Annotated in this window: 23 protein-coding genes; 8 read left to right on the forward strand and 15 right to left on the reverse strand. The window is 46.0% G+C overall.

From position 1 onward, the window contains the following. Nucleotides 1-20: 20 nt before the first annotated feature. From lpxA to ACO1NU_RS10515, 4 genes are all read right to left on the reverse strand, one after another. Nucleotides 21-803, reverse strand: coding sequence for an acyl-ACP--UDP-N-acetylglucosamine O-acyltransferase (gene lpxA, locus ACO1NU_RS10500; protein ID WP_448818429.1), 783 nt, complete (start codon nt 801-803; stop codon nt 21-23). Continuing rightward, nucleotides 800-2209 carry a bifunctional UDP-3-O-[3-hydroxymyristoyl] N-acetylglucosamine deacetylase/3-hydroxyacyl-ACP dehydratase gene (locus ACO1NU_RS10505; protein WP_448818430.1) on the reverse strand — a complete coding sequence of 470 codons (1410 nt, stop codon included), beginning with the start codon at nt 2207-2209 and terminating at the stop codon, nt 800-802. Before ACO1NU_RS10505 ends, lpxA begins: the two co-directional genes overlap by 4 nt. Before the next feature lie 21 nt (nt 2210-2230). Continuing rightward, on the reverse strand, nt 2231-3268 hold the full coding sequence (gene lpxD, locus ACO1NU_RS10510) for a UDP-3-O-(3-hydroxymyristoyl)glucosamine N-acyltransferase (RefSeq protein WP_448818431.1): 1038 nt from the start codon (nt 3266-3268) through the stop codon (nt 2231-2233). A gap of 72 nt (nt 3269-3340) precedes the next feature. Then, on the reverse strand, nt 3341-4576 hold the full coding sequence (locus ACO1NU_RS10515; protein WP_448818432.1) for an HD domain-containing protein: 1236 nt from the start codon (nt 4574-4576) through the stop codon (nt 3341-3343). Between the two features lie 109 nt (nt 4577-4685). Here ACO1NU_RS10515 and porX point away from each other — a divergent pair, with 109 nt between their 5' ends. From porX to ACO1NU_RS10540, 5 genes are read left to right on the forward strand one after another with little or no spacing between them, the layout of a single operon-like run. Continuing rightward, the gene (gene porX, locus ACO1NU_RS10520) at nt 4686-6239 is read left to right on the forward strand and encodes a T9SS response regulator signal transducer PorX (RefSeq protein WP_448818433.1); all 1554 of its coding nucleotides are present in this window, start codon (nt 4686-4688) and stop codon (nt 6237-6239) included. After that, nucleotides 6240-6668, forward strand: a complete 429-nt coding sequence (gene tsaE / locus ACO1NU_RS10525) for a tRNA (adenosine(37)-N6)-threonylcarbamoyltransferase complex ATPase subunit type 1 TsaE (protein ID WP_448818434.1) — start codon at nt 6240-6242, stop codon at nt 6666-6668. It begins immediately after the preceding gene. A 53-nt stretch (nt 6669-6721) separates the two neighbouring features. Continuing rightward, entirely contained in the window at nt 6722-7933 is a 1212-nt protein-coding gene (locus tag ACO1NU_RS10530) for an alanine dehydrogenase (protein WP_448818587.1), read from the forward strand. A 52-nt stretch (nt 7934-7985) separates the two neighbouring features. Then, a complete protein-coding gene (locus tag ACO1NU_RS10535; protein ID WP_448818435.1) occupies nt 7986-8969 on the forward strand; it encodes a YihY/virulence factor BrkB family protein in 984 nt (327 codons plus the stop codon). A 42-nt stretch (nt 8970-9011) separates the two neighbouring features. Then, nucleotides 9012-10796: a DUF885 domain-containing protein gene (locus ACO1NU_RS10540; protein ID WP_448818436.1), complete on the forward strand. Its 1785-nt coding sequence runs from the start codon at nt 9012-9014 to the stop codon at nt 10794-10796. Nucleotides 10797-10810: 14 nt separating this feature from the next. On the opposite strand, the gene ACO1NU_RS10545 is transcribed toward ACO1NU_RS10540, so the two are convergent. Continuing rightward, on the reverse strand, nt 10811-11536 hold the full coding sequence (locus ACO1NU_RS10545; RefSeq protein ID WP_448818437.1) for a DUF4197 domain-containing protein: 726 nt from the start codon (nt 11534-11536) through the stop codon (nt 10811-10813). A 3-nt stretch (nt 11537-11539) separates the two neighbouring features. After that, the gene (locus ACO1NU_RS10550; RefSeq protein WP_448818438.1) at nt 11540-13375 is read right to left on the reverse strand and encodes a YfbK domain-containing protein; all 1836 of its coding nucleotides are present in this window, start codon (nt 13373-13375) and stop codon (nt 11540-11542) included. An 87-nt stretch (nt 13376-13462) separates the two neighbouring features. Between ACO1NU_RS10550 and ACO1NU_RS10555 the strand changes: the two genes are divergently transcribed. The 3 genes from ACO1NU_RS10555 to ACO1NU_RS10565 are packed head-to-tail and all read left to right on the forward strand — an operon-like array spanning nt 13463 to nt 16938. Continuing rightward, a complete protein-coding gene (locus tag ACO1NU_RS10555; protein ID WP_448818439.1) occupies nt 13463-14041 on the forward strand; it encodes an RNA polymerase sigma factor in 579 nt (192 codons plus the stop codon). After that, the gene (locus ACO1NU_RS10560) at nt 14028-15074 is read left to right on the forward strand and encodes a hypothetical protein (RefSeq protein WP_448818440.1); all 1047 of its coding nucleotides are present in this window, start codon (nt 14028-14030) and stop codon (nt 15072-15074) included. Before ACO1NU_RS10555 ends, ACO1NU_RS10560 begins: the two co-directional genes overlap by 14 nt. A 7-nt stretch (nt 15075-15081) precedes the next feature. Then, entirely contained in the window at nt 15082-16938 is a 1857-nt protein-coding gene (locus tag ACO1NU_RS10565; protein ID WP_448818441.1) for a M1 family metallopeptidase, read from the forward strand. A gap of 4 nt (nt 16939-16942) precedes the next feature. Here ACO1NU_RS10565 and ACO1NU_RS10570 read toward each other — a convergent pair whose 3' ends face one another. The 9 genes from ACO1NU_RS10570 to ACO1NU_RS10610 all read right to left on the reverse strand — a co-directional run bounded on the left by ACO1NU_RS10570 (nt 16943) and on the right by ACO1NU_RS10610 (nt 25727). Then, a complete protein-coding gene (locus tag ACO1NU_RS10570; RefSeq protein WP_448818442.1) occupies nt 16943-17953 on the reverse strand; it encodes an anion permease in 1011 nt (336 codons plus the stop codon). A gap of 17 nt (nt 17954-17970) precedes the next feature. Beyond that, a complete protein-coding gene (locus ACO1NU_RS10575; RefSeq protein WP_448818443.1) occupies nt 17971-18618 on the reverse strand; it encodes a DUF47 domain-containing protein in 648 nt (215 codons plus the stop codon). A 79-nt stretch (nt 18619-18697) separates the two neighbouring features. After that, nucleotides 18698-19723 carry a sensor histidine kinase gene (locus ACO1NU_RS10580; protein WP_448818444.1) on the reverse strand — a complete coding sequence of 342 codons (1026 nt, stop codon included), beginning with the start codon at nt 19721-19723 and terminating at the stop codon, nt 18698-18700. 12 nt (nt 19724-19735) lie between these two features. Further along, a complete protein-coding gene (locus ACO1NU_RS10585) occupies nt 19736-20407 on the reverse strand; it encodes an HD domain-containing protein (RefSeq protein WP_448818445.1) in 672 nt (223 codons plus the stop codon). A gap of 3 nt (nt 20408-20410) precedes the next feature. Then, nucleotides 20411-21385, reverse strand: a complete 975-nt coding sequence (locus ACO1NU_RS10590) for an alpha/beta fold hydrolase (RefSeq protein WP_448818446.1) — start codon at nt 21383-21385, stop codon at nt 20411-20413. Between the two features lie 36 nt (nt 21386-21421). Further along, complete coding sequence (locus tag ACO1NU_RS10595; protein ID WP_448818447.1) at nt 21422-22507, reverse strand: polysaccharide deacetylase family protein; 1086 nt, start codon at nt 22505-22507, stop codon at nt 21422-21424. A 52-nt stretch (nt 22508-22559) separates the two neighbouring features. Further along, nucleotides 22560-23252, reverse strand: coding sequence for a response regulator transcription factor (locus ACO1NU_RS10600; RefSeq protein WP_448818448.1), 693 nt, complete (start codon nt 23250-23252; stop codon nt 22560-22562). Nucleotides 23253-23310: 58 nt separating this feature from the next. Beyond that, a complete protein-coding gene (locus tag ACO1NU_RS10605; protein WP_448818449.1) occupies nt 23311-25179 on the reverse strand; it encodes a sensor histidine kinase in 1869 nt (622 codons plus the stop codon). A 182-nt stretch (nt 25180-25361) separates the two neighbouring features. Continuing rightward, nucleotides 25362-25727 carry a DUF3127 domain-containing protein gene (locus ACO1NU_RS10610; RefSeq protein WP_448818450.1) on the reverse strand — a complete coding sequence of 122 codons (366 nt, stop codon included), beginning with the start codon at nt 25725-25727 and terminating at the stop codon, nt 25362-25364. Nucleotide 25728 lies beyond the last annotated feature (1 nt).

Genomic DNA, 25728 nt, shown 5'->3' on the forward strand with positions numbered 1-25728 from the left:
CCGGCTCTTTTCGCATGGCGTTATGCCCCGGTAAAACCTTTCATTATACCGCGGTTTGAGTTTCTGATGAAGTCAAGAATCTCGTCTCTGATCTCTGTTGGCTGATGTTCTGCCTCAATGATGTCCAGAGCTGATCCGATATTGTATTTTCTAACAAATAATGTTCTGTAGATATCCTGTATCTCATTAATCTGATCAGATGAATAACCTCTTCTGCGTAAACCAACCGAGTTGATACCTACGTAAGAAAGAGGTTCGCGGGCTGCCTTCACATAGGGAGGAACGTCCTTTCTTACAAGAGAACCTCCTGTGATAAACGCGTGAGAGCCTACCTTGCAGAACTGATGAATAGCTACCAGACCAGCTAGAACAACATAGTCGCCAATGGTGATGTGGCCCGCCAGGGTCGTGCTGTTTGAAAAGATACAGTTGTCTCCTACCACGCAATCATGGGCAATATGGCAATATGCCTGAATCAAACAGTTTTTGCCGATAACAGTCTTCCACTTGTCCTTCGTGCCTTTGTTGATCGTTACGCATTCACGGATGGTGGTATTATCTCCAATCTCTGCGGTTGTCTCTTCTCCGTTATATTTCAGGTCCTGGGGGATCGCAGAGATTACTGCACCAGGAAAGATACGGCAGTTCTTGCCTATTCTTGCTCCATCCATAATGGTTACATTCGGACCTATCCAGGTACCCTCACCAATCTCTACATTCTTATGAATGGTTACAAATGGTTCAATAACAACATTATCGGCAATCTTTGCCTGTGGATGTATATATGCTAACGGTTGGATCATTCTTCTTCGTTTTTAACTTTTACTATTTGTGCCATTAATTCGGCCTCTACAACAACTTTCTCACCAACAAATCCAACCCCTTTCATCTGGGCGATACCTCGTCTTATCGGACTGATCAGATCGCATCTGAATACAATCACGTCTCCTGGAGTAACGGGAGCTTTGAAGCGCGCATTCTCGATTTTAAGGAACAGAGTTAACCAGTTCTGAGGATCAGGAACAGTACTCAATACGAGGATTCCACCTGTTTGAGCCATGGCTTCGATCTGTAACACGCCGGGAAATAAAGGGCTTCCAGGGAAGTGTCCCCTGAAGATATCTTCATTCATCGTTACATTCTTCACGCCAACGACATGGGTCTTGGTTAACTCCATAATCCTGTCAATCATCAGCATAGGCTGTCTGTGCGGCAAGATTTTCATAATCTCAACGGTATCGTACAGCGGTGTTGCTCCAGGGTCGTATGGCTTATACTGCGACTTCTTTCTTTCTTTCTTGATCTGTGCCTTGATCTTCTTTCCAAAAGCGATATTGGCGGCATGACCAGGTCTGGCAGCCATGATATGGCCTCTCAGAGGAACACCTACCAGGGCAAGGTCACCGATCATGTCCAGCAGCTTATGCCTCGCGGGTTCATTCTGATGCCTTAACTCGATATTGTTCAGAATTCCCTCCCTTGCAACATCGATATCCTCGCGGTTAAACAACTTGGCCAGATGCTTCAGCTCTTCCTTGCTTACCTCTTTGTCAACGACCACAATCGCGTTGTTCAGATCTCCGCCCTTAATGAGGTTATGGTCGAGCAATGCCTCAAGCTCATGAAGAAAGCAAAAAGTTCTGCTTGAACTAATCTCTTTCTTGAACTCCGATATGCTGGTAATTGCCGCATGCTGGCTCCCCAGAATCGGAGAGTTGTAATCGATCATACAGGTCAGTCTGTAATCGTCGTCAACCGGCATGGCAACCATCTCTACCTTACGGTCAGGCTCTGTGTAATGTATATTATAAGGAATGTGGTAGTATTCGCGTTCTGCGCTCTGCTCAACAAATCCTGCTTCTTCCAGTGAATCAATGAAGTGAATTGAGCTGCCATCCATAATCGGTGTCTCCGGACCATCCAGATCAATCAGAACGTTATCAACTTCAAGTCCCACAAGTGCTGCCAGAACGTGTTCAATAGTGCTTACGCTAGCGCCGTTTTGAGAGATTGTTGTCCCTCTTGATGTATCCGTTACGTTGTCAACATCGGCATCAATGATCGGCTGTCCTTCAATGTCGATTCTTCTGAACTTATAACCATGGTTTTCAGGCGCAGGGTTGAAAGTCATGTTTACCGGTTGTCCCGTATGCAATCCCGTTCCGGAAACGGTAACCGCGCTTTTAATAGTTCTTTGTTTAACGTTCATGGCCTGATGCATGTGTATCAGTTATTTATTTGTAAATTCTTTTAGTTTTCTTTCTAACTCTTCAATTTTTTTCTCCAGATCCGGAAGTCGGTTAAAGATAACCTGGGCCCTCATCTGGCTGTTAAATGTCGTGGCCGGACTTCCCGCCCACTTCTTACCCTCTTCTACAATTGCCCGGTTTATGCCGGATTGTGCCTGAACCTGGGACCCTTTAGCAATGCTGATGTGGCCTACCACTCCAACCTGACCACCTATAATAGACTGTCCGCCGATCTTCGTACTTCCTGATATGCCAGCTTGTGAGGCAATGACTGTATTTGGGCCGATCTCCACGTTATGGGCAATCTGGATCAAGTTGTCTAGCTTAACGCCTTTCTGGATAACGGTAGATCCCATAGTCGCGCGGTCGATCGAGGTGTTTGAGCCGATCTCCACATCATCTTCGATCACTACATTTCCAATCTGACTGATCTTGCTGTAACTGCCGTCATCAAGTGGCGCAAATCCAAATCCGTCACTTCCGATAACGGATCCTGAATGGATAATGACGTTCGAGCCTACTTTGCAATCGTGGTAAATTTTTACTCCCGAGAAGAGGGTGCAATCGGAACCTACAGATGAGTTGTCACCTAAATAGACATGTGGGTATATTTTTGAATTGTCTCCCAGAACAACATCAGCCCCGATGTAAGCGAAAGCGCCTATATAAACATCCTTCCCGATCTTTGCGGATGGATGAATATAGCTCGGCTCCTCAATGCCCTTTTTATTAAGCTTGATGGTATTGTATTGCTGAAGTAACAGCGAAAATGCCGTATATGCATTTTCTACCCGAATCAATGTGGATTTTATCGGCGCCGTCGGCACAAAGTCTTTATTTACGATGACAATAGAAGCATTCGTCTGATAGATAAAATGTTCATATTTCGGATTCGCTAAAAAAGACAGGGAGCCGCTTTGTGCGTCCTCGATCTTAGCCAGCTGATTTACTGTGTCTTCCGGATTTCCATCCACACTTCCATCAAGTAATATTCCAATCTGTTGGGCAGTAAATTGCATCGGACAAAGTTATATCTTATTAATTTATGATCAAATTTGAAAATTATCCCTTAGTTAAAGAATTATGAGGCACTATTTAAGCTTATTTAACTCTTTTGTGTAGCAAAGGATATGCTTCTTCACAGTTCTCGAGAGCCCCTCCAGCAAGGAATTGTCAGAAGCAAGGGTGATGTCCCGGGTCGTCCCGTTTTTCATCAGGATATTGATGCTCTCATCGTTCATCTTATAGGCATGGTTCGTAATCGTATCAGTAAATACGAAATAGTCAACATCGGCAATATCAATGTCCAGTAAGCTTACGGCCTGTTGCTTCAGATCATCAACCCGGGCAGCATCGAATGCTTCGGGACTTACTTCTATTTTGTAAAGTGACCTCGATAGTAGGTATCTGCAGAGATGCGATAAGATCTTATCCTTGCCCGTGGTCCACACCTTTACAGAGGTGAAAATATCGTGATCATCCAGACAGGTGAAATTCCTGACATGGATGTCGTCGTGAATGAAATCTTCTTTAGTAATCGTATTCGTAAGGAAATGGTGAAAGCTTGGTGTGGCAAAAAGTTCATGCCCGTTATTGACCAGCTCTTTTGCCCGTCTGAGAATGTTAACCAAAAGGTGCTCTGCAGCTACAGCTGTTTTATGCAGATAAACCTGCCAGTACATGATTCGGCGAGCAACCAGGAACTTTTCTATAGAATATATTCCCTTCTCCTCCACCACCAGGTGTCCGTTATATACATTAAGCATCTTAATAATCCGGTCAAAACCGATAATCCCTTCCGATACGCCCGTAAAGAAGCTGTCCCTGTTCAGGTAGTCCATCCGGTCCGTATCAAGCTGTCCCGAAACAAGCTGGTGCAGAAACGGCTTAGCGTAAGATCCTTTAAATATCTGAATCGCCAGATCCAGACGGTTGTTGAACTGCCGGTTCAGGTTATTCATCAGCAGGATAGAAATATCCTCGTGCGAAATTCCGCTCACAATGGTATTCTCAAGCGCATGGGAATAAGGCCCATGTCCAACGTCATGAAGAAGAATGGCGATGGTTACTGCTTCTTCCTCTTCTTCGGTAATGGTGTGTCCTTTGCTTTTCAGTGTCTCGATAGCCATGCTCATCAGATGCATCGCTCCCAGGGCATGGTGGAAGCGGGTATGGACAGCTCCCGGATAGACCAGATGAGTCATTCCTAACTGCTTGATGTTCCTCAGCCGCTGGAAGTATGGATGGTCAATCAGGTCGTAGATTAACTCAGATGGGATGGTTATGAAACCGTAAACCGGGTCGTTAATTATTTTTTTCTTATTCAAGATAAATGCTCCCTCTTTCAAAAAATTGTTAATTTTCCTGAATACAAAAAACCACTTTTATTGTTATATTCTTTTGGAATAAATATAAAAAATACTTTACACAGATAATATGCAGGAAACCACCATACTATGGGCCGATGATGAGATTGATTTGTTGAAACCCCATATCATGTTCCTTAACGATAAAGGTTATACGGTCAAGACAGCAACAAATGGAAACGATGCTCTTGATGCTTTCAGAAACGGATACTTCGACATTGTTTTTCTCGACGAAAATATGCCTGGCCTAACCGGCCTCGAAACACTCGCAGAAATAAAAAATATTAATCCCGATGTTCCTGTAGTCTTAATCACAAAGAACGAAGAGGAGCATCTGATGGAAGATGCTATCGGATCTAAGATCGATGATTATCTGATCAAGCCGGTTAATCCAAAACAGATACAGCTGACCATTAAGAGACTCATCGATAATAAGCGCCTGGTCAGTGAAAAGACATCCATGGCCTACCAGCAGGATTTCCGGAATCTCGGCATGACGCTCAATGATAATCTCAGTTATGCCGAATGGGCAGACGTATATAAGAAGCTGGTCTTCTGGGAGCTGTCTCTGGAGAAGCTCGAAGACGCTGGCATGCATGAAATCCTCACCCTCCAAAAGGCCGAGGCGAACGCACAGTTCTGCAAGTTTATCGAGAAAAACTATCTCGACTGGCTGAAAGACCCTGAAAGCGGACCTGTTACTTCCAACCAACTTCTAAAAAAGAAACTCTTCCCTCTTCTGGATCCAAACAGGCCAACTTTCTTCGTATTAATAGATAATCTGAGGTATGACCAATGGAAAATGATCAACTCGATCATTACCGAGCACTTCCGGCTAGATGAGGAAGAAACCTACTTCAGTATTCTCCCTACAGCTACCCAATATGCCCGAAACGCTATCTTTTCCGGTTTGATGCCAATTGAAATGGAAAAGCGCTTCCCATCCATGTGGCAGAATGATGAAGATGAAGGGGGGAAGAACCTGTTCGAAGACCAGTTCCTGAAGGACCAGCTGCAGCGTGTGCTGAGGAGAGACGTAAAATACTCATATACCAAAGTGCTTACCTTTGAACAGGGTAAAGAGCTTGTCGAGAATTTCAATAATCTCATGGGAAATGAACTCAATGCTGTCGTATTCAACTTTGTCGATATGCTGTCACATGCCCGTACCGACATGGCGATGATCAGGGAGTTAGCGAATGATGAAGCGGCTTACAGATCCCTTACATTATCCTGGTTTGAACACTCGCCACTGCTAGAGTTGCTGAAGAGAATTTCTCAAAAGAATATCAAGCTCGTCATCACGACGGATCACGGAACGATTCGGGTAAAACACCCAAGCAAGGTTATCGGGGATCGAAATACGAATACCAATCTCCGCTATAAGCAGGGAAAGAATTTGAATTTCAATGCCAAGGAAGTGTTTCATATCAAAAACCCGCACGACGCGCAACTGCCGAAACTGCATGTAAGTTCGAGTTTTATCTTTACAAAAGAAGATAGTTACTTTGTATATCCAAATAACTATAATCACTTTGTGAACTACTATAACGAGACGTTTCAGCATGGAGGCATATCCCTGGAGGAGATGATCGTTCCATATATTACTTACAGTCCGAAATAAATGATGAATCATGTAATTTCCGCATTAGACGAACTTCCCGGAGCGGCCGTGAAGCTTCTTTCTTTTGCAACTCAGGAGCGGGTGTTCCTTTTCTATGGAGAGATGGGCGCTGGTAAAACAACCTTCATTAAGGCGCTGTGCGAGCAGCTTGGTGTCACAGATACCACATCAAGCCCCACTTTTTCTATTGTGAACGAGTACGAATACGCTGGTGGAAGCGTTTACCATTTTGACTTTTACAGGCTGAAGGATCAGAGCGAGGCATTTGACCTCGGATATGAAGACTATCTGTATTCAGGCCAGTATTGCTTCATCGAGTGGCCCGAGAAGATACCTGACCTCATACCTCAGAGAGTGGTCAAAGTGTCTCTTGAGTTGATAGATGGGGATAAAAGAAGTTTGACCGCGGAAATACAGAGCATGGTATAATCAGTCGATTATAAGATGGAATTTGTAGATTAGGCTCAATTTAAGACCTTATGATGACTGAACTGTCTGACATTGCCAAGCAAGCTATGATGCAACCGCAGGAAGCAATGATGGAGACCAAGAGCCGGAAGAACTCACTTTTTATAGGAATACCTAAAGAGTGCTCATTTCAGGAAAATCGGATTCCCCTTACACCGCTGTCCGTCGCGGTCCTGGTAAATAACGGTCATAAGGTCGTTGTTGAAGCGGGAGCGGGTACAGGTGCCAACTTCTCCGACAGCGACTACAGTGAGCAGGGCGCTATCATCGAATACAATAAAAAAGAGCTTTTTAAGGCAGACATCATCATCAAAATAGGCCCCCCTACGTCTGAAGAAATTGAAATGATGAAGCCCTTTCAGGTGCTGTTTTCAACCCTTCAGATGGCATCTCTTAAAGCAGAGAGCCTCGAAGCGATGATGAAGAAGAAAATTACGGCCCTTTCCTATGAATATCTGCGGGACGAGGGAGGCTCGCTTTCCGTCATCCGCTCCATGAGTGAAATAGTGGGTGCCACGTCCGTATTAATTGCGGCCGAGTACTTGAGTAATGTGTTTGATGGAAAGGGACTGATGCTCGGAGGCATTACCGGTGTGTCACCTACAGAAATGGTAATCCTAGGTGGTGGGTCCGTTGCTGAGTATGCAGCTCGTACAGCTATCGCTCTTGGTGCCGAGGTAAAGGTTTTTGATACTTCGATTTATCGCCTTCGCAGATTGCAGAACAATATCGGAAATCGTGTCTTCACATCGGTTCTCCAACCTATCGTGCTGAACAAAGCAATCACCAGTTGCGACGTAGTGATTGGTGCAATCCGCGCCAGCCATGGTAGAAGTCCATGTGTGGTTTCTGAGGAGACCGTCAGTAAAATGAAACCGAATTCCGTGATCATCGACGTAAGTATTGATCAGGGTGGCTGTTTTGAAACTTCCCGTATAACCAATCACACACATCCGGTATTCAGAAAATACGACGTTATACATTACTGTGTTCCCAACATCGCTTCCCGGGTAGCACGCACGGCCACGTATGCGCTAACCAATATCTTTACGCCCATACTGGTAGATATTGGCGAGATGGGTGGTATCAAGAACGTCATCTGGGAGAAACCGGGTGTAAGAAACGCCATTTATCTCTATCAGGGGCATCTTACCAATCAGGATCTGGCTAACCGGTTTAATATCCTACCGAAGGATCTCGACCTGCTGATCATCTCTCATCGGTAGTGAGCCTTAAAACAATTCCTTGCATTTCGGCTTTTAAAGAAAAGCCGAGACTATGCATCTAGACAAACAATATTTTAAAGATTTATGGAAAGTAATCCTGGGATCGGCTAACGCCTTTTCCCAGGACAAAGCCATGAAATATAGTGCCTCTCTTGCCTACAGCACGATCTTTGCCTTATCCCCGCTTCTGGTGCTTATTATATCGCTCGCAAGCATCTTCTATGGAAGGGAAGCTATACAGGGTAAGCTCTTTTCTGAAATCAATCAACTGGTCGGTAGTGACGCTGCCAGCCAGATTCAAGTACTTATCGAAAAGAGCGCCTTATCGGGTGGTTCAACGCTGTCCCTAATCATCAGCATTATTGTCCTGATGATAGGTGCAACAGCAATTTTTACCGAAATACAAGATACCCTCAATATCATTTGGCGAGTCAGGCCAAAACCTAAAAAGGGCTTCCAGAAACTGCTTATAAACCGGGTTTTATCTTTCTCCATGATTATCAGTCTTGGCTTTCTGCTGGTCGTCTCCCTCGTGATCAACGGCATCGTTGCTGCCCTGAGCGAACGGCTTAGTAATATCTTCCCAGAAATCACCGTCCTCCTTGTGCAGGCATTTAATATCTTCCTGACATTCACCATCATTACCACCTTATTCGCGATAATATTCAAGTTTCTCCCCGACGTTAAAATCTCCTGGAAAGACGTGCGGGTAGGGGCGATAGCAACAGCCCTCTTGTTTATGTTAGGGCGGGTGCTTATAGGAATCTATCTCCAGATGGCAGGTACTGGTTCTACATTCGGTGCCGCCGGCTCGCTTGTGGTGATCCTTACCTGGGTGTATTATACTGCCGCCATACTTTACTTTGGTGCCGAGTTTACGCAGGTATATGCGGAGAAATTCGGGGGAAGTATCCGTCCCGCCGAGTATGCTGTTCACGTCGTGCAGACGGAAGAGGAGGTGTACGTCAGAGAATTACCGAAAAAGAATATGTGCGAGGATGATCCCGAAAAACCTGCAACAGATTGTAAGGAGTAATCCCGATTGAAAACGCAGATATAAATACGTATTATTAATCCTATGAAATCGAACTTTCTGATCCTTTTGCTGCTTCTGACGATATGCTTCTCTTGTGTTCAAAAACCAAAAGGCACTGACTCCTCCTCTCACAATAATGCTGCTGAGTTGTTTACACGCTATTGGGAGCAACGTTCGAGGTTTTTCCCCCTAGAAGCCATGCAGCAAGGCGACAATCGGTTCAATGCTCTTCTGCCTAACGATCAGACCGCTTCATTCCGTGATTCCCTTAAAAGGTTCTACTCCACAACTCTTGATTCGCTTAACAAAATCAATCGTGATTCTCTTTCTTCGAATGACCAGCTTAGTTACGATGTGCTCGCGTATGAGCTCCATACTCAGCTGGAGGGACTGAAGTACAACAACTGGATGATGCCCTTTCAGCAATTTACCGGAATGCCGCTTACCATCGCCCAACTGGGTTCTGGCGACAGCTATCAGCCATTCAAGACAGTAGAAGATTACCAGAACTGGCTATCCAGGGTAAAAGCCTTCGATGTATGGACAGATTCTGCGATCACAAACTTCAGAACGGGCCTCAAAAACGGTGTTGTGCTGCCGGCCAGCCTCGTAAAGAAGGTTATTCCCCAATTAGAGTCCATGCTAGTGGAAGATTCCACAAAGAACCTTTTTTACGGACCCCTCAAGAAATTCCCGGCCTCTTTCACTGAACAGCAGAAAACGGAGCTCACACAACAATATATTAGTGCTATACAGGATGACATCATACCATCCTATCGTAAACTAGCAGTATTCCTCCAAAAAGAATATCTGCCAAAGTCACGTAAGACATCAGGCCTATCAGCCATTCCAGGAGGTAAAGACATGTATGGGTTTCTGGTGAAGTACCATACGACCACCGAGACAGGAGCAGAAGAGATCTACCAGACGGGATTAAAGGAGGTTGAGCGTATCCGCACCGAGATGGAAAGAGTGAAGGATGAAGTGGGCTTCATTGGAGACCTCCCCGCCTTTTTTGCATTCATGAGAACTTCTCCCAGGTTTACTCCATTCAAATCCGGGAAAGATGTTATCAACGCCTTCAGAGGGATCTATGAAAAAGTGAAGCCGAATGTAAACCAGTTATTTGGTACAAAGCCGGCCGCACCTTTTGAAATCCGGCAGACGGAAGCTTTCAGAGAAGCGTCTGCAAGTGCAGAATATGTCCCCGGATCCGCTGATGGCAGCAGGCCAGGAGTGTTCTATGTACCTGTGCCAGATCCCGCAAAATTCAATATTACTTCAGGAATGGAGTCGCTGTTTCTTCATGAAGCCATTCCCGGCCATCACTATCAGATCTCGCTGCAGCAGGAAAATCTCAGTCTGCCTTCATTCCGGCGCTTTGCATGGTATGGGGCGTATGGGGAGGGCTGGGCTCTGTACACCGAGTCGTTGGGTAAAGAGCTGGGACTATATACCGATCCCTATCAATATATGGGAGCTCTCGGAGATGAAATGCATCGCGCAATCCGGCTGGTCGTAGATGTAGCCATTCATTTGAAGGGCATGAGCAGGGAAGAGGCAATTGCCTATATGATGAAGAATGAAGCCATCAGCAAGGATGCCGCGACTGCGGAGGTTGAACGATATATGGCTATTCCGGGCCAGGCACTTTCTTACAAAGTAGGGCAGATGAAGATCCGGGAGTTGCGCCAGATGTGCGAACAAGAGCTAAAGGGTGATTTCCGGATCTCTGAATTCCACGATGAGCTGCTCCGCGACGGTGTTCTCCCGCTGTCTCTTCTGGAAAGCAAAATGAACAGATGGGTCGCCGCTTTCAATAAGTAACGACCCCTCCGTTCTTATCTCTGTCGGTCGGCATAACCAAACACCTTCTGTAGCAGGAGGCTGTTTCTTGATGCTACATTCTGTCTTATTTTTAGTTCTTCGCGTGCAATTTCCAGGAAAAGTCCGTCTATCGCTTTTTGCGTAACGTAAGCGGTAAGGTCAGGGTTGATATCCGATACCAAAGGAATCTGGTTGTAGCGCGTAACCACATCGCCCCAGTGTTTGGTAGCGCCTACCTTAGAGAGACTGCTCTGAATGATTGGCCTGAATTTAGCGCTCAGCTGGTCGTTCGTTACTCGTTGGAAATACTGTGTAGCAGCGTCGTTTTGCTTACCCAACAGGATAGATGTGGCGTCACTGATGGTCATCTGCTTTATAGCAGAAATAAATATCGGCTTAGCTTCAATAGCTGCGTCTTCTGCCGCTCTGTTTAAGCTGGTTATCACGTTGTCGCATAATTGATTAAGCCCAAGTCCCCGAAGTGTCTTTTCTACTTTCTGAGCTTCCGGTGGAAACAACAGCTTCACTGCTGCATTGCCCAGGAAACCATTAGTTGCATGCAGCCTTTCTGCACTTGTGCTGGTCCCTAACTGAAGGGCCTCCTTCAGACCAGTGGCTATCTCTGCGTTCGAAGGGTTTCCGAGCGACTGGCCTAGTACTTGCGCAGTCTGATTTAATGTTTCGCAACTGCTCAATATAACTGAAGAGCTTAAAAGTAGAACGAATACGTGTCTTTTCATGGATCAATTTTCTGTATGTGTAAGCAAATCCTCTGCCAGCAGAGAAGAAGCCTTCACCAAACGTACGAATTCTGATCTGAATCCCTCATCATCCTTGTCCAGTGCGCTCGACGCCAACTGAGCAGACATGCCGAAAGTATAGCCAGGAATGAATTCTGACTTTTTCAGTAACATCCCATATCCGGCTACGGCAGCGGAGAACCTGAAATCACTACTTGCCTTTTCAATGGGAACACTCTTGTCCTGTATCGTATGACTGAACGCGCTGCTAATGTCTTTCCCCGGTGCCTTGTACCGCAGTCTGATATACCCCAGCTCACTTTGATGGCCGGCTGCGGCACCTTCATTATCCGCATACCTGAGATCCTCCACGTTCCCGCTGAACTGGCTCCTGACCCCCACGGGAATGATCTCATATAACGCCGTAACGGAATGTCCGGCTCCCATATCTCCCGCATCTTTAAGATCATTTTTAAAATCCTCCTGATTGAGCATCCTGTTCTCATACCCAATAAGGCGGTAGGCCTGCACCTTTGAAGGATTAAACTCCACCTGTAACTTCAGGTCACTGGCGACGGTGAACAAGGTGCCACCTAGTTCGGTCACCAGCACCTTTCTTCCTTCGCTGATATTGTCGATGTAGGCATAGTTTCCATTGCCCTTGTCGGCCAGGATCTCCATCTTGCTATCCTTGTAGTTCCCCATGCCAAAACCCAATACAGAGAGATAGATACCGCTCTTTCTCTTTTCTTCGATCAGCTTCTGCATAGCCACGTCGCTGGCCTGCCCTGTGTTAAAATCGCCATCACTCGCCATGACTACCCTGTTGTTCCCCCTGGAAATGAAGTTGGAAGCCGCCAGCTCATAGGCAAGTTTAATCCCCGCTTCTCCGGCTGTCGATCCTCCCGCCCTCAGCTCATCTACCGCCTCGAGAATCACTTTTTTGTTCTTTCCTGAGGTGGGTTTCAGAACCAGTGTTGCCGCGCCTGCATAGGTCACAATGCTGACCTTATCTGAGGGCCTCAGCTGGTTGATGAGCATTTTCATGGATGACTTTACCAGAGGAAGTTTATTATGGGCGTTCATGGATCCTGAAACATCTATGAGGAGCACCAGATTAGATGCCGGAAGCTTTGAAAGGTCTATTCGCTTCGCTTGCAGGCCGATCCTCAGGAGCTTGTGCTGTTGGTTCCAGGGTGATATACTGAGCTCCGTACTTACCGAGAAGGGCTCAGCCTCCTTCGGCTCCGCATAGTCGTATCGGAAATAGTTGATCATCTCTTCAACCCTGACAGCATCTGCCGGTGGCAGCTGTCCCAGGTTGATAAAGCGCCTTACATTGCTGTAGGAGGCAGCATCCACATCGACTCCAAAGGTTGATAATGGGGTGTGCCGGGGATTTACAAACCTGTTTTCCGCGAAGGATGCGTACGACTCCGTATTCACCCGCGGCGGTTCGGGAGAAACAATGGATAATCCTCTTACGGCTAACGATTCCATCTTCGGACTATTCATCCGCCCGTATCCCACGATCACAACACTTTGTTCTAAGCGTACATCCATCGCGTTCTGGTTTGAATACCTGATCTTTACTGTGTTATAAGCTGTCAGACTGAATTCAATCGAATCACCAGCCTCAGGCTTTGGCAGGGTATAATGTCCTTTTTCGTCTGTATAGGTTCCAATAGATTTACTTTTTATCGAAACATATACCCCTTTTAATGGAGTTAAGCCGACAGCGTTGACTACCGTACCCTCAAGCTTCACAGACGGAATGCCGCGAAATGCTGAAAACACGATCAGAGTCACAAGGGGAATCAGGAGGAGGAGCTTTTTCATACTAAATGTTTATGTCAGGATGAAACAGAAACATGGTTTCCATAGATATCAATAAAAAATTTCTATACTTGATTAAAGATTTGTCCATTGAAGTTCATCAAAAATAAACCTGGTCTTTCAAACGTTTCAGAAGCAGAGCTGCTTTCAGGATACCGGAGTACGGGCAACCTTGAGCTTCTTGGAAAGCTGTACAGTAACTATATGCCTTTGGTTTATGGCTTGTGCCTGAAATACTTAAAAGATGAGGATCTCAGTAAAGATGCAGTCATGCAGATCTTTGAACAGCTGATCACTAAGCTCAAACAGCATGAGGTGAGCAACTTTAAAAGCTGGCTGTACACATTAGCCCGTAACCATTGTCTTATGGCTCTCCGTTCCGGTTCAAAACATGTTTTTGTATCCCTGGAAGTCGAAAATATGGAAAGACCCGAAGTAGTGCATCTAGATATAGACGGTACAAATGAGGAGCAATTAAGCGCTATGGAGAAGTGTATGGAGGGCCTGCCGGATGAACAACGACAGGCGATAGACTTGTTCTATATTCAGCAGAAATGCTACAAGGAGGTCTCAGATATTACCGGTTTTGATATGAATAAAGTGAAAAGCTATATCCAGAACGGTAAGAGGAATTTAAAAATTTGTATGGAGAGGAATGACAGAAGCTAATAAACATCAACATCATCTTATACAGCAATACCTGAATGGAACCCTGGATCCCGGAAGGATGCATGAGCTCGAGAAAGAAGCTCTTGAGGATCCTTTCCTGGCGGAAGCGCTTGAAGGGTATGCATCGTTTGATGGTTCCGCTCAACCGCATCTAAGTCTTCTGCAGCGCCAGCTGGAAGATCGGATAGCGGAGAATGCTGAAAAAAAGAATCTGTTCTTCTTTACCTGGCAGCGCGTCAGCGTCGCTGCTGCTGCCAGCCTTCTCTTCGTGTCGGCAAGTATCCTTTTCTGGATGAAGGGCACCAATACAGAGTCGAGAATAGCAGCCGGACCGAAGAAAGTGGAAGTGAATCTCACACCCGATGCTTTAGAGGCTCCTGCAGATCAGACAAAAACACAACCTTCAGATACCAGGATAGCACCTGCTGCTACTGAGACTTTTGCAGCTGTTCCAAAGCAGACCACACAAGTAAAAGTTGCTGCAAAATCGCTTACGCCGGAAGCTTCTCCTTCTCGTTGGAGTCAGGTGCTTGCTGCCAAACGCGCTCCTCAGTCAGAGCCAGCCTCTTCGCTATCAGCGGCGACACCCTCATTGTCCCGGGAAGCCTCTCCGGCTGAAGCCACTATTGCTTCGGTAACAAGTGCTCCTGAAAGTGTGCAGGTCACAGCTTATGGCCGGACTACTGAGCGTAAGGATAGTCAGCAACAGGTGTTTACAGCCAGTGCCCGCTCAGCTAGCTATGCTAAGATACAGCCCCTTAGCTCGATTCAGCCGGTAACAGGCTGGAAAGATTTTCAGGCTTATGTTCGGGCAAATAAACGGCTCAGTACACCGGCGGAGGGCGCGGTTAACGTCGTACTCATCTTTATGGTTCAACCCAACGGTAAGCCTGATGCATTCAGGATCGAACAGGGCATCAATGAACAATATAACGCCGAAGCAATCCGTCTGGTGAAGGAAGGTCCGCTCTGGATAGTTCCCGAAACCGGCAGTAGCGACCTTGTTCGCGTCCGGATTGATTTTAAAAACTAATTTATTCATGAAGTACTTTTTACTATTACTTTGTTGTGCCGCCATGGCCTCCTGTAAACAAAACAAACCCTCTTCGGATGTCGCTCAACACAGTGCGGATGTGCATTCCTTCTCCAGGCCGGATGAGGCTTTCGTTACCCATCTCAACCTCAGCCTGCAGGTCAATTTCGATCAAAAAGTAATTGAGGGGAAAGCCACCTGGGAAATTGAAAACCCATCCGGTGCTGATACGATCATCCTCGATACCAAAGGTCTTGAGATTAGCAGGGTGAGCTTATCCGATTCCAGCAGTAATGCCGAATTTGAACTCGGTCCGGAAGATAAGTTTCTTGGCAGGGCACTGAAGGTAAAGATCGACAAAGATACACGCCAGCTGACCGTTTGGTACACCACCTCACCCGAGGCTGTTGCGCTTCAATGGCTTAGTCCCCAGCAAACAGCCGGAAAGAAGCAGCCTTTCCTGTTCACACAATCCCAGGCGATTCTTGCGCGTTCATGGATCCCTTGCCAGGACTCTCCTGGTATCCGTTTTTCCTACAACGCCCATGTAACTGTTCCGAAAAATCTGATGGCGCTCATGAGTGCTGAGAACCCAGTTGCAAGGAACGATTCTGGCGTATATAGCTTCACCCAACCTAAGAAGATCCCTGCGTATCTGATGGCCCTCGCTGCTGGCGATCTTGAATTCAAAGCGATCGACGAGCGGACAGGCGTATATGCCGAACCCGGATCTCTTGATGCTGCGGCCTGGGAGTTCGCGGATATGGGAAAGATGGTCAGTGCAGCGGAAAAACTTTATGGCCCTTACCAATGGGGCAGATATGATGTGATCGTGCTGCCACCCAGCTTCCCGTTCGGAGGTATGGAAAATCCCATGCTGACTTTTGTAACACCCACCGTCATTGCCGGAGATCGCTCTCTGGTCAGCCTGATCGCCCATGAACTGGCGCATAGCTGGAGTGGAAACCTGGTCACAAACGCTACATGGGACGATTTCTGGTTGAATGAAGGCTTTACAGTCTACTTCGAAAGACGTATCGTGGAAGATGTCTATGGTAAGGAGGAAGGGAAAATGCAGGAAGTGCTCGGATATGAGGCACTGAAAGAAACGCTGGAAGATATCGGCCACTCGCATCCCGATACTCGTTTGCATCTCGACTTGAAAGGCCGCGACCCGGATGAGGGAATGACGGACATCGCTTACGAAAAAGGATACTTTTTCCTCCGCACAATTGAAGAGGCAGTGGGAAGAACAAAGATGGATGCTTTTCTTAAAAAATACTTCACTGAGCATGCCTTCAAGTCACTTACAACCGAGCAGTTTGTGGCTTACCTGAATACAAATCTGCTGAAAGGTGATGAAACGCTCGCCGCGAAGGTTAATTTGAAAAAGTGGATCTATGAACCCGGTCTACCGGCCGGTATGCCTGCAATAGGATCTGCTAATTTCCATTATATCGATTCAGTACTGGCCGGCTGGAAGAAGGACGTGCGTCCTGAAGGCCTGAAATCTCACATCCGGTCAGCAAACGAGCAGCTTTATTTTATTAAGCGTCTGCCTCAGGAGCTGAGTGTATCTGATATGAAAAGAATCGACGCTGAATTTGGCTTTACACAGTCTGGTAACGCTGAGCTGAATGCCGCCTGGTTTATCCATGCCATTCGCCATCACTATACGGCAGCTAATCCGCAGATCGAAGCCTTCCTGATTCGTGTGGGAAGAAGGAAGTTCCAGATTCCGCTCTATACAGAAATGGCTAAAACACCTGAAGGAAAGAGCTGGGCGAAAAAGGTCTATAAACAAGCGAGACCGAACTATCATTCGGTCTCGTTTACAACTATCGATAATATGTTGGGCGACTAAGTGCCTACAGGAATAAATCGAATATCAAATAAATGATGCTGGCAAGGAGGGCTGATACGGGTATAGTTAATACCCAAGCCCATACCAGGTTGATGGTAACTCCCCATCTGACTGCCGACATACGTTTGGTAACTCCCACACCGATGATTGAACCGGTGATGGTGTGTGTAGTAGATACAGGAATGGCGAAGTGCTCTGTAATTCCGAGGGTGATCGCACCTGCTGTTTCTGCTGCAACACCTTCCAGTGGAGTTACTTTAGTGATCTTTGATCCCATGGTCTTCACAATCCTCCAGCCACCGCTCATTGTACCCAGGGAGATCGCTCCGTAACATACCAGCGGAATCCATTCAGGCATTGGATCTGAGCTGCTGACCACGTTGTTGGCAACCAAGGCTACGAAGATGATACCCATTACTTTCTGAGCATCATTTCCTCCGTGCGTGAAGCTCAACGCCGCAGATGATAGAAGCTGCAGTCCCTTAAACCATTTCTCAGCAGTCGCAGGCTTAGACCATCTGCTGAGATTGACGATGATCAGCGTGATGACAATAGATATAATCATACCGATGACAGGTGCCAGCACGATAAAGGAAATAATCTTGAAAACGTAACCTAAGTTCAAAGCGTCTGCTGGTGATGCGCCATTCAGCATGGCATAAGTAACGCCTGCTCCGGCAAAACCGCCAATCAGTGTATGTGAAGAACTGGAAGGAATTCCGTAATACCAGGTCAGGAGGTTCCAGGCGATAGCCGCGATGAGACCTGCAAGGATAACGTGAATCGTGATGAAATTTTCAACTACAGTTTTCGCAACGGTATTGGCAACCTTATGGTCATCAAAGTAAAAGTACGCGGCGAAGTTGAAGATAGCAGCCCAAAGAACCGCCTGGAAAGGTGATAAAACCTTCGTTGACACAACAGTAGCAATTGAGTTCGCGGCGTCGTGAAAACCGTTGATATAATCAAAAGCAATTGCCATGATGATGACAATTACCAATAGGGTAGTAACCATTTTGTATTGTTTAGTAGTTAAGCATTCTTAACCAGAATCGTTTCCAGGACATTGGCAACGTCTTCACACTTGTCAGTAGCCGTTTCCATCGCTGCAAACAATTCTTTGTATTTGATGATGGTTTTAGCGTCTTCTTCATGTTCAAAAAGATCCGCAACTGCACGGTCAAATACATAGTCAGCCTGATTCTCCATGCTGTTGATGCGAACACATGAATCAGTGATCAATCTGATGTTCTTCAGATTTTTGAGCTCCTCAACCGCCTTGTTTACATCTATACAACCTTGCAGGATGAGTTCAGCCAGTTTTTTAATAGGAGGGGTGATGTCTGTAATTTTGTAAAGCTGCATTCTTGCTGCTGATCCGTGGATGTAATCCGCGATATCATCAAGTGCTGAAGCAAGAGCGTGCATATCTTCACGGTCAAAGGGCGTGATAAAATTCTTACCCATTTCCAGAAAGATCAGGTGCGTGATGTCATCTCCAACATGTTCAAGATCTTCGATCTTTTTGGTGAGTTCCTTCCTCTTTTCTAAATCCGTTGTGTTAACAAGCTCATTTAGAGCCTCCCCTAAGGAAATTAAATTCCGGCTAGCCTTCTCAAACAAAGGAAAGAACTTTCTGTCTTTAGGAACAAAGTACTGAATAATGCTATTTAATGACATATGACTATTTTCAAAATATGTGCAAAATTACTTATCGTATGTTAACCTAATGTTAAGTTTTTGTTAGTCAGTCACAATTTCACCTTGCCTTCGAAACCGTAAACGCGAATGTAGATCCAAGTCCTTCAGTACTCCTGACGGTTATCGTTTGCTGGTGAGCCTCAAGGATATGCTTCACAATAGCCAGCCCGAGACCCGATCCTCCAATTTGTCTGGAACGGCTTTTATCCGTTCTGAAGAACCGCTCGAATACTCTTGGTAAATATTTCTCTTCAATCCCTATCCCGTCATCTGTAACTTCAACAAGCATCTGGTCATGAAGTTCAAATATTTTCAAACTAGTTGTTCCTCCTGCTTTTCCGTACTTAATCGAATTGCTCACCAGGTTGATCAACACCTGGTTGATCTTGTCGCGGTCGGCAGATACCCAGGTAGGGAAATTATACTTTTCTTTAAATACAAGGTGAATATGATGTTTCTGGGCCTTCAGCTCCATCTGCTCAAGCACCTCCTTGATGAGCGCAGAAAGATCAAACTTCTTGTAGTTGATCTGGATCTCTCCGGTTTCCAGCTTCGATATCGCATCAATATCCTTGATGAGCAAACTCAGGCGTTCAATGTTCTTTGATGCTTTATTCAGGAAGCCTCTGTTCATCTCCGTATCCTCCAGACCTTCATCCTGTAACGCCTCGATATAGCCCTGTACAGCAAAGAGAGGGGTTTTCAGCTCATGGGATATATTACCCAGAAACTCTTTCCGAAACTGTTCCTGTTTTTTCAGCTCGTCAATTTCGATCTTCTTGACGCGTGCCCATTCCTTCACTTCTGTCTCCACATCATTGATCGGATCATCCGTCACATACTCTCCAAGGGCATCCTTTAATTCCTGCCCCAGTTTCAGATGGTGGATTAGCTTATAGATTAACTTGATCTTGCTATACACATAACGCTCGATCAGGTAGTAGAAAACTACATAACAGATGCCCAGCGTCATGACAAATGTCACGCTGAGGTGGTACCAGCTTCGCTGAAAGTAGTAATTGACAATACCCAGAGCCAAAGCGACCACCAGCGCATTTAAAAGAACTAAAACCCTGAGTTTCATATTGCAATAATACTATTTTTCTCCCTGCCACTCGGCAAAAAATTGTTTAAGATAGCACATCATGAACTCATGTCTTTGAGCCGCAATGCGCCGCGCTGCCGGTGTGTTCATTTTGTCTTTCAGCAGCAGCAGCTTTTCGTAAAAATGGTTGATTGTCGGCGCCGTACTGTTCTTATACTCCTCCTTGCTTTGCGAAGGCTTCGGTTCGATAGAAGGGTCATAGAGGATCCGGTTTTTGAAACCTCCGTAAGTAAATGTCCTCGCAATGCCGATTGCTCCTATAGCATCCAGCCGGTCTGCATCCTGAACAATCTCCATTTCTCTGGAAGTGAACGCGATGTTCCCTAGTCCTGATTTGTATGACATATTCCGGATGATCTGTTCCACGTGGAATATGACATTTTCCTCGGCTCCAATAGATTGCAGGAAATTCCGTGCGGTCTGTGGCCCTATTTCTTCATCGCCGTTGTGGAACTTCGAATCGGCTATATCGTGCAGCAAGGCAGCTAGCTCCACTACCAGTTGATCGGCTTCTTCAGTTCTGAGCAGTAGCCTGGCATTTTTCCAGACTCGCTCGGTATGCCACCAGTCGTGTCCGCTCTCGGCGGTTTGCAATGAATCCTTCACGAAGGTAACCGTTTGGTCAATCAGTTCAGCGTATATAGCAGTGCTGGATGTGTGCATGTGTTATAAGTTTGTAAGAAGGGCTTTGATGAATGCTTCCGGGATCTGAAGATGAGGAATATGACCCACCCCTTCAAACTCAATCAGCTTGGAGGCCTTTATCTTCTTCGCTGTTTCCTTGCCCAAGACAGCATACTGTCCAAACTTTTTCTGGTCTTCCGGCGAAAGTGTTCCCTTTCCAACAATCGTTTTGTCTGCCGTTCCTATAAAGAGGACGGTCGGCACGCGCACTGAAGAAAACTCGTGTACAATAGGCTGCTCAAAGATCATTGTAAAGGTTAAGGCAGATACTTTCGCATACCGCGGGAAATCCGCGCTTTTGGTTACTCCGGCTGCAATATCAACCAGATAATCATAGTCGCTCCTCCACTCAGGGAAATAAGACGAACGATAGTATTTCTTTACGCTCTCAGCACTGGTCTTCAGCTCTGTTGCGTATTGCTCCTCTGTAGTCTGATAGGGAATGATCATCCGGTAATCTTCCAGTCCGATCGGATTTTCCAGCAGCAGCTTGCTCGTGCTCTCCGGATACATCAGCGCAAAGCGGGTGGCCAGCATACCTCCCATGGAATGTCCCAGGACCGCAGTTTCCCTGATGCCCAGCGTGTCCAGCAATTGCTTGTTGAACCTGGCCAGCAGATGGAAGCTGTAGTGGATAAAAGGCTTGGACGATTTACCAAAGCCGATCTGGTCGGGTACGATCACCCGGTATCCCGACTTTGAAAGTGCCTGGATAACATTTGTCCAGTAATAGCCCGCAAAGTTTTTTCCATGAAATAGCATCACCGACTTGCCATTAGGGTTTGCCGGCTTGATATCCATGTATGCCATGCGGATATCCTGTCCCTCTGTTTTCAAAGAGAGGAACTGTACTGGATAGGCATACCTGACATTCTCCAGCGTGATCGACAAGGTGTCAACCTGTGCTGATGCGTAAAAGCTGAGAGTCAGCAGGAGGGCAGTTAATATCTTTTTCATCAGAATCAGTTAAAGGCAGAATGTTTCAGACGATTATTAAACAGCCGGTACCTTTATCCAGTTAAAGCGGTATTGCTTGCTGAGTGAAGGATTAACCTCGTCTTTTAACGTTTCTGGCGCAGTAATGGTTTTCGGATCGCCATCACTTACAAAACGGGTATTATGCTTGATCTGGCTCTTCATAAATGTTTCCGGATTCTCGGTATGCTCACCGGCCTGAACACGCTGGATACCAAGCCTGCTGAATTTCTTTGAGTAGGGCGATACAGAGGTAGCTGAGCCGACCAGCATTACCGATTCGTGTTTATATCGCAAGCCTTCGAACTCACCCGTTTCTTCAAGCGCACGGTTCTTTGCATGCATTCCCAAAGGTAATGCCAGGCTCTTTACCGTATATTCAGGAAGAAACTCTCTGATCTCCTTAACGAACATGGCCAGATGTTTCTGCGCTTCTGCATCGCTGAGCTTAGACAGCTGTGCATGGTACCAGGTATGGTTGCCTATCTCATAGCCGTTCTTTTGCAGCCACTCCAACTTTTGCTTTTTGTATTCAGGCTGTGCAAAGAGTCGTAGTGTTGGCTTGATAGCCGGCAACACATAGAAGGTCGCAGTGATCGGGAAGTCTTTATGCTTTTTCTTAAAATCCTCCATGATCCCCAGTGCACACTCGGGATCAATGACCAGCTCCCCATTCTTCTGCAGGTAGCGGAACTGTCCGGCACTTGAGTCGTCGAATGTTAAAGCAAACGGAGTCTTTCCTGCGGGAACATCCAGCTCACCCGAAGCGATAGCATGGACAGATACCGGGTAAAAGTCATTATCATATAGCATTTGAAGGTCTTTCCTGAAGTTTTCAGGAGTCCTTCTCCAGCGGTCTTCCGGGTGACCTATCAGGTGATACTCCAGTACCATCACGCGCCCGAGCTCATTGGGTGTATAGTTTTCCTTGCTGAAGTCTTTTGCAGCAGCAAGGGTGTCTGCCTGCTGAACAGCAGATGCCGTTGCCGGGCTGCTATCCTGGTGAGCCGAATGACTGTTGTTGCTGGATGTGGAAGAACATGCACTGCTCAGTGCAAGAAGAATAGTTGTGCTATAAAGAAGCGAAGAAAAATGTACTTTCATGAAAGGATGTATAATTGCTAAAGGTAAATCTATAAACGAAGATTTCCTAAGTTCAATTTACAATCAGCTTATAGCCCTTTCCATGTACATTCAGGATCTCCACGGCAGGGTCATCCTTCAGGTATTTCCGGAGCTTGCTCAGGAATACATCCATACTGCGGCCGTTGAAGTAATTGTCGTCATGCCAGATACTCAGCAGGGCTTCTTCCCGTGTCAGTACCTGATTCTTTTTCAAGCAAAGCAGCCTGAGCAATTCCGCTTCTTTTGTAGACAACTTCTGAATGGCATCTTCATGCCTAATGGACTGTAGTGTATAGTCGAAGTGATATTTACCTATTTCGAACTTGTCGGGACTTTCGCTCGCCGCGTTATTCTGGTTGGCAACCCGCTTCAAAAGTGCGTTGATGCGCAGAAGCAACTCTTCAATGCGGAAGGGCTTCGTGATATAGTCGTCTCCGCCGAGGGTGAAAGCCTCTGATTTATCCTCGATCATGGCCTTAGCGGTAGCAAATATGATTGGTATCAGCGGATCTTTTTTCCTGATATCTTTTCCAAGTGAAAATCCATCCTTTTTAGGCATCATCACGTCCAAGATGCAAAGGTCGAAACTCTCTTTCTGAAACACCGTCAGGCCTTCTTCTCCATCACGAGCCAACCTGACGTCGTATTTCCCTTTAAGCTGGAGGTAATCCTGTAATAACATGCCGAGGTTAGGGTCGTCTTCTACCAGTAAAATTTTCTTCATTCGAGTATATTAAAGTCACCGGGCAGAGTGTCTTACCCGGCAAGTTAAACTAAAGCATTTACACGTTGGAGAAGGTATGAAAAACGATCTCAAACTCTGATCCTTTATCCTTTTCGCTTTTGACCCTGATCTCACCGTGGTGACGGCTTACAATGTCATGAACGTAACTCAATCCCAGACCGAAGCCTTTTACATCATGCAAATTCCCGGTTGGTATTCGGTAGAACTGTTCAAATATCTTCGATAGATGGTCCTTGCTCATTCCAATACCGTTATCGGCGACTTTAATCACCAGTTTCTTTCCTGTATTCAGCGTAGATATGCTGATTTCCGGATCGGCCTTGCTGTATTTCAGCGCATTGTCGATCAGGTTGAAAATAACGTTGCTCAGGTGATGCTCATCCCCTGTAATAAGGTCATTGGTCGCCTCGAGGTTCAAATTGATTTTCGCACCTTTTTTCTGGAACTGCAGTTGCATACTGTCTGCAATCGCACTGATCAGATCATTAACTTCCACGGTTTTGAAGTCCAGCTTCAAATCTCCCTTGTCCAGCTTGGCAATATTCAGCACCCTTTCAATATGGTTGCCCAATCGGATATTCTCGTCGTATATAATCCCCGCAAGGCGGTTTACCCGCTGCTTGTCTTCAGTAATCTCCGGATCTTTAAGCGCCTCACTGGCAATCATAATAGTCGCAACAGGTGTCTTAAACTCGTGAGTCATATTATTGATGAAATCCGTCTTCATCTCCGAAATCTTTTTCTGGCGGAATATGGTCAGGATCGTGAATGAAAAACAACCGATAAGTACCAGCAGCAAACTGGCCGATGATGCCAGCACCTCATGCATGTTCTGAAACATGAACTGATTCTTGCCAGGGAAAATGACCGTTAACAACCCGTTATCGGAGATAATGCCTTTTGGGAACAGGTTAGTGGTATATGTATTGTCTTCGCCGCCCTGTTCCTGCACATCCGAAGCACTGGTGAAGAGGAGGGAGTCCGATTTAGCAGTCGATATCTGATAGGCATACTGAAGTCCGATCCCCCTGTTCTGAAGTTCGCTTTTGAGCAGTGTATCTACTGTTCGTGGATTGACACGATGCAGCAGAGGAATATTAAATTGTTCGTAGTCATTAGCCAGGTTTTCAAATATCTCAGCCTTCTGATTCCGGTGCTTCGCCGTTTTGAAGAAGTGGTTCATGCTCTTCACTTCATTTTCTTTCTGCTGACGCAGCTCCATGTCCCTGAGCTCTTCTTCTCTCCTCTGTTTGGCCAGAAGAAGCTCCCGGTTTAACTTCGGATTGCGTCTCGGAATGGAAACCACCCGAAGGCCTGCCAAGGGATCTTCAATCAGATAGAAAACTGTGTCTTTTGCCGACGGTCTTGCTTTCTTGATCTTCTGTATGTCGTCGTTCTCTACATAGAGTTCATGTACTTCATTTTGAAAGACCTGCCCGAAATCATCTACCGACTGGTGCATTTTGATCTTGAAATGAACCTTGCTGAGCTGGTCAGGATCCCTGAAATAGGTCTCATAGAAGTCGTTATCGATAGTCATGATCCTCGGGAACCTGCTTCTCAAGATGCTGTCGCGCACTCTGAAGTCTCTCTCGATGTTGGCTGTAAGGGTTTTCACCCTGTCGGCAAACCGCTCCACCTGGCGTTTCGCCATGAGCTGATCTCTTTCCTTCTCTTTCCTGCTCTTATTCAGCTCCTCGGCTTTTGCCTTCCGTTTGACGAAGTGCATCGCATCCTGCTTGGCCAGTTTATTCGTCACCTCGCTGAGCGCACTCTTTACAGAGAGGTCAAAGAGCTGCGACTTCTGCAGGTAAGACTCGCGTATGAAATAATACTGCATAGCCATAACCCCCAGCAACGCCGCAGTCATCAATCCTATTATAAGGCTAATACTTCTTTTCTTCATTCAAGACAAAAATACATAAGAGCCTGTGCCCGAAAGATGTTTTAACAATTTTTAACACAGGGCATTGGCGTGCCGGCAGGCTCAAAGATAGGTACTGCATGAAAAAACAGAAGGCTTTCTACAGCAGTAGAAAGCCTTCCGAGCTTATTATATTAAAATTTAAACGAATATTCCAGATTTCTCTAGAATGGAAGATCGTCGTCCTGTGCTGAAGAATTGAAGTTAGCTGGTGGAGCATATTCTGGTGTGTTGCTCTCAGGAGCAGCACCTGTCAGGGTGTTTAGTCTCCATACAACAAGCGTGTTAAAGTACGCTGTCTTTCCGTTTCTGTCTGTCCATGGACGGCCACGAAGGTTGAAAAACACCTCCACCTGATCGCCCGGTTTCACGTTATCGAACAAATTAACTTTGTCCTGTAACGCTTCGAATTTTATGTATTCGGGGTATGAAGGATTCTCTGCATATTCTATCACTAGTTCTCTCTTCTTGAATGTTTCGGTAACATTCATTATAGGAGAAATCTCATGTACTTTTCCCTTGATATCCATA

The sequence above is a fragment of the Arcticibacter sp. genome, assembly GCF_053551015.1.

Coding starts and splice junctions, on each gene's coding strand:
- lpxA (WP_448818429.1), bottom strand. CDS start 803: ATGATCCAACCGTTAGCATATATACATCCACAGGCAAAGATTGCCGAT.
- ACO1NU_RS10570 (WP_448818442.1), bottom strand. CDS start 17,953: ATGGTTACTACCCTATTGGTAATTGTCATCATCATGGCAATTGCTTTT.
- ACO1NU_RS10505 (WP_448818430.1), bottom strand. CDS start 2,209: ATGAACGTTAAACAAAGAACTATTAAAAGCGCGGTTACCGTTTCCGGA.
- lpxD (WP_448818431.1), bottom strand. CDS start 3,268: ATGCAATTTACTGCCCAACAGATTGGAATATTACTTGATGGAAGTGTG.
- ACO1NU_RS10590 (WP_448818446.1), bottom strand. CDS start 21,385: ATGAAAAAGATATTAACTGCCCTCCTGCTGACTCTCAGCTTTTACGCA.
- ACO1NU_RS10600 (WP_448818448.1), bottom strand. CDS start 23,252: ATGAAGAAAATTTTACTGGTAGAAGACGACCCTAACCTCGGCATGTTA.
- ACO1NU_RS10540 (WP_448818436.1), top strand. CDS start 9,012: ATGAAATCGAACTTTCTGATCCTTTTGCTGCTTCTGACGATATGCTTC.
- ACO1NU_RS10605 (WP_448818449.1), bottom strand. CDS start 25,179: ATGAAGAAAAGAAGTATTAGCCTTATAATAGGATTGATGACTGCGGCG.
- ACO1NU_RS10550 (WP_448818438.1), bottom strand. CDS start 13,375: ATGAAAAAGCTCCTCCTCCTGATTCCCCTTGTGACTCTGATCGTGTTT.
- porX (WP_448818433.1), top strand. CDS start 4,686: ATGCAGGAAACCACCATACTATGGGCCGATGATGAGATTGATTTGTTG.
- ACO1NU_RS10560 (WP_448818440.1), top strand. CDS start 14,028: ATGACAGAAGCTAATAAACATCAACATCATCTTATACAGCAATACCTG.
- ACO1NU_RS10575 (WP_448818443.1), bottom strand. CDS start 18,618: ATGTCATTAAATAGCATTATTCAGTACTTTGTTCCTAAAGACAGAAAG.
- ACO1NU_RS10585 (WP_448818445.1), bottom strand. CDS start 20,407: ATGCACACATCCAGCACTGCTATATACGCTGAACTGATTGACCAAACG.
- ACO1NU_RS10530 (WP_448818587.1), top strand. CDS start 6,722: ATGACTGAACTGTCTGACATTGCCAAGCAAGCTATGATGCAACCGCAG.
- ACO1NU_RS10595 (WP_448818447.1), bottom strand. CDS start 22,507: ATGAAAGTACATTTTTCTTCGCTTCTTTATAGCACAACTATTCTTCTT.
- ACO1NU_RS10610 (WP_448818450.1), bottom strand. CDS start 25,727: ATGGATATCAAGGGAAAAGTACATGAGATTTCTCCTATAATGAATGTT.
- ACO1NU_RS10545 (WP_448818437.1), bottom strand. CDS start 11,536: ATGAAAAGACACGTATTCGTTCTACTTTTAAGCTCTTCAGTTATATTG.
- ACO1NU_RS10580 (WP_448818444.1), bottom strand. CDS start 19,723: ATGAAACTCAGGGTTTTAGTTCTTTTAAATGCGCTGGTGGTCGCTTTG.
- tsaE (WP_448818434.1), top strand. CDS start 6,240: ATGATGAATCATGTAATTTCCGCATTAGACGAACTTCCCGGAGCGGCC.
- ACO1NU_RS10565 (WP_448818441.1), top strand. CDS start 15,082: ATGAAGTACTTTTTACTATTACTTTGTTGTGCCGCCATGGCCTCCTGT.
- ACO1NU_RS10535 (WP_448818435.1), top strand. CDS start 7,986: ATGCATCTAGACAAACAATATTTTAAAGATTTATGGAAAGTAATCCTG.